This is a genomic window from Bradyrhizobium sp. 26S5 (assembly GCF_036923295.1).
Taxonomy (GTDB): Bacteria; Pseudomonadota; Alphaproteobacteria; order Rhizobiales; family Xanthobacteraceae; genus Bradyrhizobium; species Bradyrhizobium septentrionale.
This window is the reverse complement of record NZ_CP145948.1, coordinates 2,814,424-2,831,290: the sequence shown is the minus strand read 5'-3', so window position 1 is coordinate 2,831,290 and position 16,867 is coordinate 2,814,424. Positions and strand designations below refer to the sequence as shown.

Below are 16,867 nucleotides of genomic sequence, written 5' to 3'. Positions count from 1 at the left end.
CTCATCCTCAACAGGCCACGCCTTGATGGCCGCGAGCACGGCGTCAGTCTCAACGGCGATCGGACAATTCAATCGCACACAACCGAAAGAGCTAATGGTTGCTACGCATCCAGCTTCGCTACCACGCATCGATACACGGCCTTTTGCGGTGGGTCCGTGGCTCCGGCTTCGGCACCGAGCGCAGGCCGGCCATGATCCAGTGCCTGGTGTCGGCGGGGTCGATCACCTCGTCGATCTCCAAGACCGAGGCGATCGAGACCGCCTTGCCGTTGGCGTAGAGCTCGGCGACCTTGGTCTGGAAATACTTCTCGCGCTCGAGGGGATCCGCGATCGCTTCCATCTCCTTGCGGAAGCCGAGGCGGACATAGCCTTCGAGACCCATGCCGTCGAACTCGCCGGTCGGCCACGCCACCGTGAAGAACGAGGCGTGGAAGCCGCCGCCGATCATCGATTGCGCGCCGAGGCCATAGCCCTTGCGCAGCACCACGCCGAACAGCGGCACCGTGATGCTGGCGCCGGTGACGAACATCCGCGCGACATGGCGCACGATCGCGGTCTTCTCGGCCTCGGGCCCGACCATGAATCCCGGTGTGTCGCAGAGCGAGACGATCGGGATGTCGAAGGCGTCGCAGAGCTGCATGAAGCGCGCGGCCTTGTCGCCGGCCGCAGCATCGATGGCGCCGCCGAGATGTTTTGGATTGTTGGCGATCAGGCCGAACGGCTTGCCTTCGATGCGGATGAAGGCCGTGATCATGCCGACGCCGAAGTCGCGCCGGATCTCCAGCACCGAGCCTTCGTCGGCGATCAGATCGATCACGGTGCGGATGTCGTAGACCCGCAGCCGATTTTCCGGGATCGCCCGGCGCAGCAGCCGCTGGTCCGGCGCGGTCCAGTCTTTCACCGCGCCCTGGAAGTAGGACAGATATTTCTGCGCCACCGCCGTCGCCTCTTCCTCGTCCTCCACGAGGATGTCGATCACGCCGTTCGGCGACTGGAACGAGACAGGGCCGACCTCGGCCGGATGATAGACTCCGAGCCCGCCGCCCTCGATCATCGCGGGGCCGCCCATGCCGATCGAGGCATTCTTGGTGGCGATAATCACGTCGCAGACACCGAGCATCGCGGCATTGCCGGCAAAGCAATAGCCGGAGACCACGCCGACAACAGGCACGAGTCCGGACAACTTTGCGAACTGCACGAAGGACGGGCCATCGAGCCCGGTCATGCCGAGCCGGTCGGTATCGCCGGGGCGGCCGCCGCCGCCCTCGGCGTAGAACACCAGCGGAAGCCGCCACTGCTCGGTCAGCGAGAGCATGCGGTCGATCTTCTTGTGGTTCATATGGCCCTGGGTACCGGCCAGCACGGTGTAGTCGTAGGAGATCACCATGCAGCGCGCGCCTTCGGGACCGAAGTCTTTCGCGTTGACGGTGGCGACGCCTGAGATCAACCCGTCGGCCGGCGTGTTCTTGATGAGGTCCTCGACCTTGCGGCGGCGGCGCTGCGCCGCGATCGCGAGTGAGCCGTATTCGACGAACGAGCCCTCATCGACCAGCTGCGCGATGTTCTCGCGCGCGGTGCGCTGGTTGGTCTTGCGGCGGCGCTCGACCGAGGCCGGACGGTTCTCGTCCAGCGTGATCGCCTTGCGCGCGATCAGCTCGGCCAGATCAGGGCGGATGTGATCGAGATCGATCGCGGCCTCTTCCGCGGCGTGATGGCCGTCTACCTCGGCAGGCTCGAGGAACAGGATCGGCTCGCCATGCATCAAGGTGACGCCGGGACCGCCCGCGATCTTCGTGACGCGGCCGCCATGTGGCGCAGCAACGAGATGCTCCATCTTCATCGATTCCAGCACGGCGATCTGCTGGCCGGGACGGACCAGATCGCCTTCCGCAACCTCGATCGCCACGATCGTGCCCTGCAACGGCGCGGGCACCGGAAGCGATCCTTCGGGCGCCGCTTCGGTGGCAACGGACTTGGCCGTCGCCGCCTCGCTCACCTCGACCAATGGCGCCGCGAGATCCCTGGCCGTGCCGACCAGCGCCGCCACATGGGTATCGATGAAGTTGGTGCTGATCTTGTTCCGCGCAAAACTCTGATGCGCCAGGATTGCGCCGAGCAACGGGATGTTGGTGACGACGCCGCCGATCCGGAATTCGCGCAGAGTGCGCGACGCCTTGTGCACCACGTCCGACCATTTTTGGCTCGACGAGTGCACGATGACTTTTGCCAAGAGCGAGTCGAACGCGGCACTCGTGCGATAGCCGGAATAGCCGAACGTATCGACGCGGACGCCGGGGCCGGACGGCAGGTCGAACACACTGAGCGTGCCGCCGGTCGGCTTTGTCACGCCCTTCTCGTCCATCACCTCCATGTTGACACGGAGCTGCATGGCATAGCCGCGCGGCAGCGGCACCGCTGATTGCGCCAGCCCAAGCGAGGCCAGCGTGGCGCCGGCGGCGACCGCGAGCTGCGACCGCACGAGATCGACGCCGAGCACCGCCTCGGTGACGGTGTGCTCGACCTGCAGCCGCGGATTGGCCTCGATGAAGGCGAAGGCGCCCTCCCCCTCCCCCGGCCTCGTCATCGACCAGGAATTCGAAGGTGCCGAGATTGTCGTAGCGCGCGGCTGACGCAAGCTGCTTCGCCGCCTCGATGATGCGGGCGCGCAAGCCGTCGCTCAGCGACGGACTCGGCGCCACCTCGATGAGCTTCTGGTTGCGGCGCTGGATCGTGCATTCGCGCTCCCAGAGATGGCTGATCGCGCCGTGGCGGTCGCCGATGATCTGCACCTCGATGTGACGCGCTTTCCGGATCAGCCGTTCGACATAGACGGCATCGTTGCCGAACGCCGCCTTGGCCTCCGATTGGCAGCGCGCATAGGCCTCCTCGAGTTTTGCGGCGTCCTCGACCACGCGCATACCGCGCCCGCCGCCGCCGGCGATCGCCTTGATCATCACGGCGGCGTTCGCGCCGAGCGAGGTGAAGAAGGCTTTTGCCTCGTCGAGCGAGGTCGCGCCCGCGGTGCCGGCGATAACAGGCACGCCGCATTTTCTCGCGAGGTCCTTGGCCTTGTCGCCGAACAGGTCGAGCGCCTCCGGCGACGGGCCGACGAAAATGATCTTCTCCTCGGCGCAACGCCGTGCCAGCTGCGTATTCTCGCTGAGGAAGCCATAGCCCGGATGCAGCGCATCGCAGCCCGCAGCCCTGGCCGCCGCGATCACCGCCTCGATGTCCAGATAGGCGCGCGCGCCGCGGCCGGGGATCTCGCAGGCATCGTCGGCGGCGCGGACATGCAGCGAGGCCGCATCGTCGGCGGGATAGATGGCGACCGTGGCAAGGCCGCTCTCGGCCGCGGCACGGGCGATGCGGATGGCGATCTCACCGCGGTTGGCAATCAGCAATTTCTTGAAGGACATGATCGATTCCAGCCTTGCGCTTCTGTTTGAACTTGAAGCCGCGCGCCGAAAGTGTTGCAAGTGGAATTTTCTTCCGTTTGACGGAATTCGCGCGAGGCCGACCGCGCTTGCCGCGCGATGCGAGGCGAATGCTCTCAGCCTAGTTGCAGGTGAGTTGTGTCTCGAACCAGTTTTGCAACGATACTGAAAGACGCGGCCATGCGCGCAGCACATGCGCGTATGTAGCAGCGCTCGCGCGGTAGAGGCCGCGCAGTTCCTGCTCGATAGCAGGAAGGTCGACACCCACGCACCGACCATTGCTGACGATGGTGCGTCCGTCGGCGACCACGTCCCGGACCAGCGACGCATTGCCGCGCGCGAATAGCAAATCCAGCGGATCGGCCGGCAATATCTGATCGCCCTCGAGACGGTCGAGATCGATGCTGACGAAATCGGCCGGCGCACCGACGGCAAGCTCGCCGGTCCCCGGCCCGCCGGTGACACGGCGGCCGTTGCGGATCGCGAGCGCGAAGAATTCGTGCGGGGTCCAGGTGCGCTGAAAGCCGAGACCGCCATGCATCATCTGCACGAGGCGCATCTCGCGCAGCACATCGTCATCCTCATCGAGCGCCAGACCATCGACGCCGACCGCTATCGCGCAGCCGCAAGCGTGCGCCGCCGCGATCGGCGCCAGCCCGGAGCGCAGATGCAGGTTGGAGGAGAAATTGGTGACGATACGCGCGCCTGAGGCCGCGATCATCTCGATCTCGTCGGGCCGGGCATGGATGCAATGCGCAAGCGTCAGCCGCTCGGAGAGAAAGCCGATGTCGCGGAGATAGCGGACGATGCCATCAGGAAAATGCTCATCCGCCCAGGCGCGCTGATAGATCGTCTCGAGCAGATGCATGTGGATGCGGCGTCCGGTCTGCGCGGAATTGTCCGCGACCGCCTCCAGGAGCGGCTTCGAGCACCACTGCACGCCGGCGGGCCCAAGCTGCACATCGACCATCGGCCCGCCGATCGCCGCCGCGATGGCGTCGGTCAGCTCGATATAGGCCTTCGGCGACATCGGCGCGCGGACGAACAGTTTTTCGATCGTCTTGCGATCGTCGCTGTCGAGGGCCGACAGCACCGGCTCGCCGTCGCCATAGACGATCGGGTTCTGGTCGCGCACCGCGATCGCAAAGCCGATGCGGATGCCGACATCGCCGGCGGCCCACGCAATCGCCCTGGTCTCGTCGAGCAGCGGCATGATGCCGCTCGGCCGGGTGTAGTGCACCATCAGCGCCGCGCAGCCGGCCTGCGCCGCGCGCGCCAGCGCGGAGGCCGCGGCGAAATAAGGATCGACCGGCGTGCCCACCACCGTGCGCAGGATCCAGCTCTCCAGTGGCATGCCGACAGCGCCGAAGCTGGATGCCCGCGGGCGGGCGTGGTCGTGGGCGTTGACGAAGGCGGGGAGGATGAGAGAGCGCGGGGCGACCTCAGGAGCTGCGCCTTCCGAGATGCCGGTGATGATACCGCCATCGTGATGAAGTACGACGTCGTTGCGGGTGCCGCGATCAGGGCTGGAGAACAAGCGGGTTGCCGTGACTTCGTTGGTCATGATGCTCGCTTCCCCTTCACCTCTCCCGCTTGCGGGGGAGGTCGACGCGCGGAGCGCGGCGGGCGGTGGCTTTCTCCACGATGCGGCTCGTGGGGAGAGCCCCCACCCCGGCCCTCCCTCGCAAGCGGGAGAGGGAGCACAATTCCGATGCGACCGGAGCTTGGCTCACCTGCGTCAATTCGCAGTGTACACCAGCTCCCGCTCCGCGCGCGGCGGCAGAAATTCGCGTGAAAACACTTCCGCCGGGGTCGGCGCGCGGGCGAGCTGATAGCCCTCGACGATGAAGCCGATGTTGCGGACCATGCGGTCATCCTTGATGTCGCCGATGCCGATGTCCTTCATCTCCGGCGAGACGATCAGCTTCTCGAAGGAATATTGCAGCCGGCGCTTCTCGACATCGACATTGATCAGATTGTCATAGTTCAGCGCGGCCTTCATGCCGGCGTTCTGGTCCTTGGCGACCGCGATCGCGCCCTTGTTGATGGCGCGGACGAGACCCGCCACCGCCTTCGGGTTCGACGCGATCAGCTTGCGCGACACCATCACGCCGTTGGAATAGAGATCGAGCCCGTAGTCGCCGAACGAGAACCACTTAAAATCCTTGTCGGGATCCTGGCGGTTCAACACGAGATTAAAGTAACTCGTGATGTTGAAGACCAGCGCAGCGTCAATGTCGCCCTTGATCAGCATCGGCTCCTGCAGGTTCGGCGCCATGTTGGAGATCTTGATCTTCTCGCCGTCGAGCCCGTTCTTGTGCACGAACACCGGCAGCAGCCGCGTGGTCGGCGTGCCCTGCGCGCCGCCGAGCGTGTGGCCCTCGAAATCCTTGATCGACTTGATGCCGCTCGAATTCTTGGCGACGATCGCGAACGGCGGCTGGTTCCACATCATGTAGACCATCACAGGCGCATCCTGCGGCCTGGTCGAGGCATTCTGGATGATGGCGTTGACGTCGCCGAAGCCGGCGTCATAGGCGCCCGACATGATGCGCGTCACCGTCGCGCCGGAGCCCTCGCCCTGGTCAATCACGACGTTGAGGCCTTCCTCCTTGAAGTAGCCATTGTCCTTCGCATAGAAGAACGCCGCATCGCTGCCTTGCGTCTTCCAGCCCAGCGTGAACTTGATGGTGGTTTCCTCGGCACGCGCCGCTCCCGCGACCAGAGTCAATCCCACGAGCGCAGCGCCTATTGTCTTCAGCATGACGACCTCCTCAACTCCAGTGAACGGCGATGGACGAAACAATTTTCAGGTGGCGATGACATTATCCTTGCGCGTCGCCCAGCCCGTGACCCGGCCCTCGATCAGCGAGAACAGGACGTAGAGCGCGACGCCGAGGCCGGCGAGGACGAACAACCCGGCGAACACCAGCGGCACATTGAAATTGGAGGACGCCGTCATCATCACGTTGCCGATGCCGCGGTTCGAGGCGACGGTTTCCGACAGCACCGCGCCGACAAAGGCGTAGGAGACCGCGACCTTCAGCGAGGCAAAGAAGAACGGCATCGTCCGAGGCAGCCCGACATTCCAGAGGATGTCGAACTTGCTGGCGCCGAGCGCCTTCAACACGTCCTCGAGCTCGGGCTCGGTGGTGGCAAGGCCGGTGGCGATGTTGACGACGATCGGGAAGAAGCAGATCGACAGCGAGGTCAACACCGCCGGCACCGTGCCGGAGCCGAACCACAGCACGAAGATCGGCACCACGGCGACCTTCGGGATCGACGAGAAGCCGACCAGCAGCGGATAGCAGGTGTCGTAGGCGGTCTTTGACACCCCGATCACGGCGCCGAGTGCGACGCCCAGCGCCACGCCGAGCACGAAGCCGATCATGGTGGTGACCAATGTCTGGATGATGTGCGGCCAAAGGATCGGGAATTTCTCGAACAGCGTGACGAAGATCTGCGACGGCCGCGGCAGCACGAGATCCGACATCCCCGTCATCAGGCAGAACAGCTCCCAGGCGACGAAGAACAGCACGATCAGGGCCGCGGACCAGGCCTTCTGCCTGATATCTGACACGGACATGGTCAGGCTCCCTCTTGCGCAGCGGTGCGCGCATCGACGATGAAGGCGCGGAGTTTCTGGTTGAGCGCGACAAAATCGGGCTCAAAGGTCATCGCCACGGTGCGCGGGCGCGCGAAGTCGACGCTGGAGTCGTCGAGGATGCGGCCGGGCCGCGCGCTCATCACGCAGATGCGGCTGGCGAGGAAGCCGGCCTCGCGCAGGTCATGGGTGACCAGCAGCACGGTCGGCTTGTGCGTCATCCAGAGCTCTTGCAGGATTCCCCACAGCTCCTCGCGGGTGAACTGGTCGAGCGCGCCGAATGGCTCGTCGAGCAGCAGCATGCGCGGCTCGTGGATCAGCGCGCGGCACAGATTGGCGCGCTGGAGCATGCCGCCGGAGAGCTGCCAGGGATAGCGGCCGCCAAACCCTTTCAGCCCGACCTGCTCGAGCAGCGCATTGGCCTTGTCGCGGAACTCGGTCTTGCGCAGCCGGCGGAACTGCGAGCGGAACGGCTCGACGATCTTCAGCGGCAGCATGATATTCTTCTCGATCGTCATCCACGGCAGCATGGTCGGGTTCTGGAACGCCATGCCGACCCGCATCGCGCGCGCCGAGACCTCGCGGCCGCCGACGATGACGACGCCGGTGGTCGGCCGCACCAGGCCCGACACCAGCCGCAGGATGGTGGACTTGCCGCAGCCGGACGGCCCGACCAGTGCGACGAACTCGCCGTCGGCGATCCGCAGCGTGGTTGTCGACAGAGCCGGCACGGCGCGGGCGCCGCGGCCGAAGGTCACGGAGGCTTCCGACAGCTCGATCGCGGTCGGCGCGGATCCGGCGGCAACAGGCTCGCCGGCAAATTCGGTGTTTGGTTGCATACGCATCACGAGCAAAGTGCATGCAAGCTGGATGCCAGCGGCCGCCCCGTTGAAAATCAAGGGGATCGCGCGATTTCCAGGCGGAGCGCGGGATTCCTTTCAGGCAATCGGCGGCCCAAACTGCATGCAATTCGAGCGCCCGATTGTTTCGCCGGTATGATAAACAGGCGTTCGAAGCACCTTTGAAGAGGGATTCGCGGCAATGGCGGGACGCGCCGGCAGCAGCAAGACGGCTGAATCGTCAGACAAGGTCAGCGTGATCTGCCGCGCGCTGCGGCGGGCGATCATCGAGCAGGCGCTGGAGCCCGGCGCAAAGCTGCCCGAGGATTCGCTCGGCGAGCGTTTCGGCGTCAGCCGCACCATTGCGCGGCATGCGCTCGGGCAATTGGCCGCAGAGGGCCTCGTCGAGCTGCGCCGCAACCGCATCGCGGTGGTGGCGACGCCGAGCTGGCAGGAGGCGCGCGATGCCTTCGACATCCGCATCGAGCTGGAGCGGCTGGTGGTGCGGCAGCTCGCCGGCAAGCTAACCAAGGCACAGGTCGCGGAGCTCACCGCCCATGTCGACGCCGAGGATCACGCCCGCGACGGCACCGACGCGGTCTCGATCCGGCTCGCCACCGAATTCCACATCCTGCTCGCCCAGATGACGAACAGCCCGATCCTGGTGCGTTATGTCAGCGAAGTCGCCTATCGCTGCTGCCTGACGCTGTCGCTGTACAGCCGGCCGCATTCAACCGAATGCGCGATCACCGAGCACCGCGCGATCATCGCGGCGCTGGTGAAGGGCGACGTCGCCAAGGTGATGGAGCTGATGCACCACCATCTAGACTCCGTCGCCACCCGCGCGCTGGTCGCGCCGAGCCCGCAGCGCGGGCGGGACCTGCTGGATATTCTGGCGCCCTACGCGGATGAGGCGACCGGCGATCGGGTGGTGAGGCTGCCGAAGGCGGCGCGGCGCTGACGGTTGCGGCTACTCTATCCCCGTCATCCTGAGGAGCGCGTAGCGCGTCTCGAAGGATGCACGGCCCCGCCGGTGGCCGTCGATCCTTCGAGGGCCGCTGAAGAAGCGGCCACCTCAGGATGACGGGGAGAGAGTGGGCGCCTCCTACACCTCGATCGCCCGCTGCACCAAAATCCGCTCGGCGGTCGTCACCCGGAGGCCGCCTGCTCACTCCCGCAGCTTGCGGTCCAGGAAGCCGATATAGGAATTGTCCGGCTGCAGCTTGACGGCCAGGCGAAGCGCTGCACGGGCGGCGGATTTGTCGCCGTCAGCCGTGGCTCTGTGCTCATCCAGAATCGCATCGGCCACCGTGCGCGCGGTGTCGAGACGGGCCTCGTCGATGGAATGAGGGGCAAGATAGTCCTCGACGGGCTCGCGGAGGCGCTTCAATTCGTCCACGCTGATCGAACTCAGCGGATACCAGTTGTAATATTCGAGGCGCGGCTGATCGTCCGTGAGGCTCGGTACGTCCCCGACAAAGGCCGCGAGCTTTTCGTCAGCGGCGATGAATGTCGCCAGAAAATCTTCGGGCGAGCGCAAGCCGTTTGCCGTCAGGTCTTCAGCCACCGCGGGAGCGGACATCCGCGTGGCGAGCGCGCGAGGATCGATGTTCAAGGGTTCATCGGAGGCGATCGCCACGCCTTCCATTCTGGACGGCAGCCACAGCGAGACGTGCTTGAATTGGCCCATCATAGCCTTGAGGATCATCTTCGGAAGAATGCCGCGGTTGAAATCCAGCGGCACCCATTGGGCGAGGACGCCGCCGGAATGCATCTTCTGCTTTGCCAGCGCATAGAATTCCTCGGTGTAGAGGTTGATGACGCCGGCGTCATGGGGCGGCGGTGGCTCGAGGGTGATGACGTCAAATGTTTCCTTGGTCCCGAGCAGGAAGTGGCGCCCGTCCGCGACGATCTGATGCACTTTGGGATTCTGATAGAATTGCTTGTTGATCGGCACGAAATGCGGCGCGAATTCGAAAACCGTCGAGGCCAGGTCGACCGCGTCGATGGATTGTAATTCTTTGTGGGTGCTGACCGCACCGACCGTGGTTCCGGTCCCGATGCAGATCACGACAGCCGTTTCAACCGGGCCCTGGTGCAGCAGAATGGGATAGTGCCCCATCGCGGCCATGTAGCGCCTGCCCTCGGGACGGTTGTTGGCATAGCTTTTCGAGTTCACCACCAATTGCTGGTAAGTCCCCGCCGCCTTTTCGCGATACTCGACCACCGCAAATGTTGCCTGCCGGGTTTCTCGCAGCTCGAGCACATCTGCGCCTTCGATCGCGGTCAGGACCCGTTCCAGATAGTGTGGCGTGAGGAGCAGCAGCGCGACGGCGATGACGCTCGCGGCGATTGCTCCTTGCCGCCACAGGCTGCCTTCTCTCAGAAGACCCGGTTGCGATACGGTCGTCGCGGCGAACAGCAGGACGTTCAGGACAATCAGTGCGGTGAGCGCCCCCTGACTGCCCAGATAGGGAATCAGAAGGAATCCCGCCGCCAGCGAGCCGAGGACGCCGCCGATCGTGTTCAAGGCGTAGAGCGTGCCTACCCTGCGGCCCAGCGCGCTCATCTGCATCACGGTCAATTCGCTGGCCAGCGGAAAACTGATGCCGATCAGCGTGGTCGGCAGCAGCAGGGCAACGGCGCAGATCAGGAAGAATGAAACGTCACCGCCCAAAAGCTCCTGCACCGGGACCGGGAGCAGGCCCGACACGATGGGAGACAGCACTGCTCCCACAGTACGCGCCTTGCCGAGGATTGCGACGGTGAGCGTGGCCGCAACCGCGATCAGCAACTGCGTGACGGCGAAGTAGCGCAGCAATTGATCCTTGCGGGGTGCGAGCAGCCTGGCGCAGATCAGCGCACCGGTCACCAGGCCCAGCAGGTAAACGCCGAGCATGCCCGAGAAAGCGAAAACGCTCGAGGTGCTGACATTGGTCAGGAAGCGGAACCAGACGACTTCATAAGCGATCGACACAAAACCGGAGCACGCGAAGATCGCAATCAGGATGGACGTCCTGCCGTGCTCCCGCCCTTCGGTTTGCACCGGCGCTGCTGCCGTGACCGGCGACAGCGGGCTTGCGTTGCGCGCAACTACGAGGGCCACGCCGCCGACGCAGATGTACAGCGCCGCGGCAACCAGGCTCGATCCCGTGATCCCCCAGAGGCCCATCAGGACAAAGCCGACAACGAGCGTGCCGATAGCGGCGCCCAGGGTGTTGAACCCGTAGAGCAGGCCGATGCGATTGGCGAGGTCGGTTTGGGTGCGGGTCAGGAATTTCACCAGGAACGGCAGCGTCGCGCCCATCAACATCGTCGGCAACGACAGGATGGCGAGCGACAGCGCTACCATCAGCGGCAACCGGAATGGAGACTCCAGGTCCAGCATCGGCGACAGCCAGCCCACCCATGTCGACCAGTGCGACAGTAACGCGGTGACCGCCAGGGAAACGACTGCGAGGGCGAGTTCGAGAAACCCGTAGATTTTCAGGGGGCGGCTGACAGTGTCGGCGATCCGGCCACCGAGCGCGCGGCCGAGCGAGAGACCGAAAAAGAAGCTTGCCACCGTGACGCTGACGGAGACGGTCGCGCTTCCCAGCACGAATTGCAGTTGCTTGAACCAGAGAACCTGAAGGATCAGGGATGCCGCGCCCGATGCCAGAAAGATCGCCGTGACCAGAACCCGGTTCTTCAGGCTTATGGTGTCTCGAACACCATCACGATTGCGCACTGGACGGCTCTCCCGCTGAACGGGAGAACAGGTAAGGCAAATGCGGTTAATATTGCCCTTATGGGGCGGTGGACGAGGCGGGTGCAGAGCGGGTGGTGAAGCCGGCGAAGGTGGTGCGGCGCCAGCAGTTCCCACTACTCTATCCCCGTCATCCTGAGGTGCGAGCCTTGCGGTGCACTTGCACCGCTGGGCGAGCCTCGAAGGATGAACGGCCCCGCTGGTGGCCGTCGATCCTTCGAGGGCCGCTGAAGAAGCGGCCACCTCAGGATGACGGACCGAGATGAGGCGCGCTTGCCGCCTACCCCTCGATCCCCCGCTGCACTAGGATCCGCTCGGCGCTGTCGTTCCAGACGTCCATCTTGACGATCTGGCCACCCCTGACCACGAAGCGGTCGACATAGCGGTTGCCTTCGAACGGCGTGCCGTCGATCCATTCGCCGTAGAGCGTGCCGACGCTGTAGACCACGGTCTCGCCTGCGCCGGGGCAGACGTCGAAGCGGTCCATCCGCTTCTTCACCCAGCGATAGCGCTTGGCGTTGAAGCCGGTCGGCCCGCGCGGATGGTCGAATTCGCGCCCGCCGGTGAAGTTATCACCGTGCCAGGCTTCATATAGGCCGCCGCCGCATCGGGATCGGGGATCATCGACGCGGTCAGGTAGGCTTCGACGATCTCGGCATCGGACAGCGGGCGGACATCGGCTTTGGCGGTGACGGACATGGCGGGCCTCCAGGAATTCGCAAAACTCTACAATCCGGCCGGCAAAGTGTATGCACATTTCTTGGACAATCAGGCTCATAAACTGCACACAATCTGGTGCTGCCGTTTCCCTGCCCTTCCGCTAGGCTGCGACCAACCTGAAATCTGCTCTCGATGATTGCGAAACCTGCCTTCGACCTGGTCTTCCGTCATGCCGCGACGCGCACCTCCGCGTCGATGGTCGATATCGGCATCGCCGACGGCCGGATCGCGGCAATTGCGCCGCAGCTCTCCTGCGAGGCCGTCGAGATCGACCTCGCGGGACGGCTGGCGCTGCCCGGCTTCGTCGACACCCATATCCATCTCGACAAGGCCTGCCTGCTCGGCCGCTGCGGCCACGACCATGCCGGTGTCACTGAGGCCATCCGCGCGGTGGCGGCGATGAAGCGCGACTTCACGGTCGAGGACGTTTATGCCCGCGGCGCAAAAGTGATCGAGCGCGCGATCACCGCAGGCACCACGCGGATGCGGACCCATGTCGAGATCGACCCGCGGATCGGGCTGCGCGGCTTCGCGGCGGTCAACGCGCTGAAGCGCGACTATGCCTGGGCGCTCGACCTCTCGCTCTGCGTCTTCCCGCAGGAAGGCCTGACCAACGATCCCGGCACCGACGAGCTGTTGGTCGCGGCGCTCAACGACGGCGCCGAGGCGATCGGCGGCTGTCCCTATGTCGACACCGACCCGAACGCGCAGATCGCGCGCATCTTCGACCTGGCGCAGCAGTTCGACATCGACGTCGACCTGCATCTCGATTTCGACCTCGATCCCTCCTGGTGGCACATGGAGGAGGTCTGCCGGCAGACCGAGCGGCGCAACTATCACGGGCGGGTCGCGATCGGGCACGCGACAAAACTCTCCGCGTTGCCGCCCGAGCGGCTGAAGGCGGCGAGCGCGCGCCTCGCCGCGGCCGGTGTCGCGGTCACCGTACTGCCCGCGACCGACCTCTATCTGATGGGGCGCGACGCCACCCACAACGCGCCGCGCGGCCTCACCGCGGCGCACCGGCTGGTCGCCGATGGCGTGCTGTGCTCGGTCGCGACCAACAATGTGCAAAATCCCTTCACGCCGTTCGGCGACGCGTCGCTGCTGCGGATGGCCAATCTCTATGCCAATGCCGCGCATGCCGGGATCGGCGAGTTCGATGCCTGCCTCGATCTCGTCACCGAGCTGCCGGCGCGGCTGATGAATTTGAAGGATTACGGCATCGCAGTCGGCAACCCCGCCGACATCGTCGTGCTCGACACCGACAGCGCAACCAACGCGATCGCCGAGCTGCCCGACGTGCTCCTGGGCTTCAGGCGCGGCCGCAAGACGTTCGAACGGCAAAAGCCGACGCTGTTTCGGCCGGGCACCAAACTCTCCCCGTCATCCTGAGGCGCGAGCTCTTGCGAGCCTCGAAGGATGCACGGCCCCGCCCTATCCGTACTGCGAAAGCCGGGCCGTCGACCCTTCGAGACGGCCGCTGCGCGGCCTCCTCAGGGTGACGGATCGAGTGAGCTGGCTCGTGCAAGCGATCGTATGTCGCAGCACCAACCTATGCGCATTGTCGCCCTGCCCTGGCGCGAATTGACGCGTCCGCCGATCCGTTGTTGGTATCTCTCAACTCCAACAACATGCCGGGCAGGAAACCATGAGCATATCAGCCACAATCAAAAGCGTCGAAACGCTCGCCTGCGATGCCGGCTGGCGGAATTATCACTTCGTCAAGGTGACGACGTCAGACGGGCTGGTCGGCTGGAGCGAATATGACGAGGGTTTTGGCGCGCCCGGCGTCACGGCGGCTATCGAGCGGCTGTCGGCGCGCGTGATCGGCAAGAACGCGTTCGAGCACGAGCGTATCTATGTCGAGCTGTTTGCCGCGACGCGTCCCGCCGCCGGCGGCGTGGTGGCGCTGGCGCTCGGGGCCATCGAGAACGCGCTGCTCGACGTCAAGGCCAAGGCGCTCGGCGTGCCCTGCTACGATTTGCTCGGCGGCAAGATCCGCGACCGCGTGCGGGTTTACTGGTCGCATTGCGCGACCTGGCGCATCAATCATCCCGACTGGTACAAGCCGGCGATTACCGATCTCGACGGCGTCAAAGCGATCGGGGCCGAGGTGCGCGAGAAGAAATTCTCGGCGATGAAGACCAACATCTTCGTCTACACCGACGGCAAGCCGATAGGCTGGCGCCCCGGCTTCGGCGCGCCGTTCCAGCCCGAGATCAATGTCGACCGCAATGTGCTGCGCAATCTCTGCATGCATCTGGAGGCGATCCGCGACGGCGCGGGGCCGGATGTCGATCTCCTGCTCGACCTCAACTTCAACGCCAAGACCGAAGGCTATCTGAAGATCCTGCGCGCGATCGAGAAGATGGACATGTTCTGGGTCGAAATCGACACCTTCAACCCGCAGGCGCTCGGCTACATCCGCCGCCAGAGCCCGCACCCGATCTCGTCATGCGAGACGCTCTTGGGCTTACGCGAATTCCTGCCCTACTTCACCGAGCAGGCGATGGACGTCGCGATCATCGACACGCCGTGGAACGGAGTGTGGCAATCAATGAAGATCGCCGCGGCCGCCGAGCATTTCGAGGTCAACGTCGCGCCGCATAATTTCTACGGCCATCTCTGCACCATGATGAACGCGCATTTCTGCGCCGCGGTGCCGAACCTGCGGATCATGGAGACCGATATCGACCGCCTGGCCTGGGACCATGAGCTGTTCACCCACGTGCCGGAGTTTATCGACGGTCATCTCGTGATTCCGGATCGCCCGGGCTGGGGCACCGAGCCGAACGAGGAAGGCCTGCGCGCGCATCCGCCGAAGAACAAGGGCGGGCTGTTGAATTATGGGTTGAAGAAGTAACTCTCTCCACGCCGTCGTCCCGGCCTAGTGCGCAATTGCGCACGGGAGCCGGGACCCATAACCACAGGCGTTGGTTGTGAAAGGGATCGAGGCCCTAGCGTCGCCTAACAACGAGCACTTGGGGTAATGGGTCCCGGCCTTCGCCGGGACGACGCAACCCTCAATCACCGCGCCTCAATTATCATCCCTGACAGCCGTGAACGCGCTGTCGACCACGTCGCCGATCGGCTGCCAGGCGTTGCCGTCGAACTGCACCAGCCGCATCTGCTTGATCGGGCGGAAATCCTTCGGCCCGGTGTTGATCACGATCCCCGGCAGCGCGATCGGGCTTTGATAGTCCTTCAGCGAGGCTGCCTGCCGCATGATGTTCTCGCGGGAGAAATCATCGCCGCATTGGCGCAAGACCTGGTGCAGCGTATCGGCGGCGGCATAGCCGAACATGGCGTAGATGTCGTCCTTGCCACCGTCGGGGAAATATCTGTCCATGAAGTCGGACCACGCCTTGATATGCGGATCGTCCTTCCAGGAGGCGTCGCCGGCGTCCTTGAGGAACGAGGTCGAGATCACGCCGAGTGAATTCTGCAGGCCGGCCGGCTGCAAAGCGCTGGCGATCGAGGCCGACGCATTGTCGAGGATGAACACCGGATGCCAATCCATCCCGGCCACGATGCGGATCGCGCGCGCCGCGATCGCCGGCGCGCCGTCGAACACCAGGATGTCGGCGCCGGAGTCCTTCAATATCCCGAGCTGGTTCTCGATCCTGGTCTCCGACGCGTCGAAGGCAAGATCGGCGACGATCATGCCGGCGGTGTCGCCGAGGCCCTCCTGCAATCCCCTGAACAGATCGCGGCCGAACTGGTCGTTCTGCCACAGCACCGCGATCTTGCGTGACGGATAGGCGGCCTGGATGTAGTTGGCGTAGATCCGCCCCTCGGCGCGGAAGGTCGGCTGCCAGCCCATGGTCCAGGGAAACGTCCTCGGATGCGCCCATTCCTCGTCACCGGAGGCGACGAACAGCTGCGGGACCTTTTTCTCGTTGAGGTATTTTCGCACGGCGAGGTTGCTCGGCGTGCCGAACGAGCCGAACATCAAGAGCACATCCTGCTTCTCGACGAGATCGCGGGTCTGCTCCATCGCGGTCTTCGGATTGGAGCTGTCATCGACCGAGACGAACTTGACCTTGCGGCCGTTGATGCCGCCATGCTCGTTGACCATGTCGAAATAGGCCGCTTCCGCCCGTCCGATGGTGGCGAACGCAGCGAGCGGCCCGGTATACGGCATGACGTTGCCGACGCGGATCTCGCTGCCGGCTGCTTGCGGCGCCTGCTGCGCGGCGAGCGGCGCCGCCGCGAACATCGCGGCGAGGACGAGCAGTATCGAACGCGCGGTTTGTCTTTTTGTTTGCATCAACATCGCCATAAACGCCGGCCACGGACCGGCGCTCCCTTCCGAGGACGCGACCTTATCGCCCAAGGCGATGCCGGGAAAATGAAATGTTGATGGCGGAGCAAGCCAAGGGCGCGGTTCACCTCTCCCGCTTGCGGGGGAGGTCGGATCGCATCAAAGATGCGATCCGGGTGGGGGCTTTCTCCGCATAAAAACCGTCCGACTCGTGGCGAGACCCCCACCCCAACCCTCCCCCGCAAGCGGGAGAGGGAG

At 64.7% G+C, this 16,867-nt stretch carries 10 protein-coding genes and 2 pseudogenes; 3 read left to right on the top strand and 9 right to left on the bottom strand.

The genetic code is table 11. The annotated features are described in order from the left end of the window. Window positions 1-118: 118 nt before the first annotated feature. The 6 genes and pseudogenes from V5279_RS13180 to V5279_RS13160 form a co-directional block, all read right to left on the bottom strand. Window positions 119-2,584: an acetyl-CoA carboxylase family protein gene (locus V5279_RS13180; protein WP_414645924.1), complete on the bottom strand. Its 2,466-nt coding sequence runs from the start codon at window positions 2,582-2,584 to the stop codon at window positions 119-121. Window positions 2,585-2,636: 52 nt separating this feature from the next. Then, window positions 2,637-3,416, bottom strand: a pseudogene (locus tag V5279_RS47070) (biotin carboxylase N-terminal domain-containing protein); the annotation flags it as partial. Window positions 3,417-3,555: 139 nt separating this feature from the next. Continuing rightward, window positions 3,556-4,998, bottom strand: coding sequence for an amidohydrolase family protein (locus tag V5279_RS13175; protein ID WP_338697918.1), 1,443 nt, complete (start codon window positions 4,996-4,998; stop codon window positions 3,556-3,558). A gap of 174 nt (window positions 4,999-5,172) precedes the next feature. Beyond that, the gene (locus tag V5279_RS13170) at window positions 5,173-6,198 is read right to left on the bottom strand and encodes an ABC transporter substrate-binding protein (protein ID WP_338697916.1); all 1,026 of its coding nucleotides are present in this window, start codon (window positions 6,196-6,198) and stop codon (window positions 5,173-5,175) included. A 45-nt stretch (window positions 6,199-6,243) separates the two neighbouring features. Then, window positions 6,244-7,020, bottom strand: coding sequence for an ABC transporter permease (locus tag V5279_RS13165; RefSeq protein WP_338697914.1), 777 nt, complete (start codon window positions 7,018-7,020; stop codon window positions 6,244-6,246). Window positions 7,021-7,022: 2 nt separating this feature from the next. Next, window positions 7,023-7,877 carry an ABC transporter ATP-binding protein gene (locus V5279_RS13160; protein ID WP_338697912.1) on the bottom strand — a complete coding sequence of 285 codons (855 nt, stop codon included), beginning with the start codon at window positions 7,875-7,877 and terminating at the stop codon, window positions 7,023-7,025. Between the two features lie 202 nt (window positions 7,878-8,079). Between V5279_RS13160 and V5279_RS13155 the strand changes: the two genes are divergently transcribed. Next, window positions 8,080-8,838 carry a GntR family transcriptional regulator gene (locus V5279_RS13155; RefSeq protein ID WP_338697910.1) on the top strand — a complete coding sequence of 253 codons (759 nt, stop codon included), beginning with the start codon at window positions 8,080-8,082 and terminating at the stop codon, window positions 8,836-8,838. Between the two features lie 207 nt (window positions 8,839-9,045). Here the strand turns inward: V5279_RS13155 and V5279_RS13150 are convergent, their stop codons facing one another. Both V5279_RS13150 and V5279_RS13145 read right to left on the bottom strand, forming a co-directional pair. Next, window positions 9,046-11,607: a fused MFS/spermidine synthase gene (locus V5279_RS13150; protein WP_338697908.1), complete on the bottom strand. Its 2,562-nt coding sequence runs from the start codon at window positions 11,605-11,607 to the stop codon at window positions 9,046-9,048. Window positions 11,608-11,905: 298 nt separating this feature from the next. Continuing rightward, window positions 11,906-12,324: pseudogene (locus V5279_RS13145) on the bottom strand (nuclear transport factor 2 family protein). 153 nt (window positions 12,325-12,477) lie between these two features. Here V5279_RS13145 and V5279_RS13140 point away from each other — a divergent pair. Both V5279_RS13140 and V5279_RS13135 read left to right on the top strand, forming a co-directional pair. Then, window positions 12,478-13,737: an amidohydrolase family protein gene (locus tag V5279_RS13140; protein WP_338697904.1), complete on the top strand. Its 1,260-nt coding sequence runs from the start codon at window positions 12,478-12,480 to the stop codon at window positions 13,735-13,737. Window positions 13,738-13,993: 256 nt separating this feature from the next. Then, window positions 13,994-15,208 (top strand): mandelate racemase/muconate lactonizing enzyme family protein, encoded by a 1,215-nt coding sequence (locus V5279_RS13135; RefSeq protein ID WP_338697902.1) that lies wholly within the window; start codon window positions 13,994-13,996, stop codon window positions 15,206-15,208. Between the two features lie 174 nt (window positions 15,209-15,382). On the opposite strand, the gene V5279_RS13130 is transcribed toward V5279_RS13135, so the two are convergent. Then, window positions 15,383-16,615 (bottom strand): ABC transporter substrate-binding protein, encoded by a 1,233-nt coding sequence (locus V5279_RS13130; RefSeq protein WP_414645923.1) that lies wholly within the window; start codon window positions 16,613-16,615, stop codon window positions 15,383-15,385. Between the last annotated feature and the right edge of the window lie 252 nt (window positions 16,616-16,867).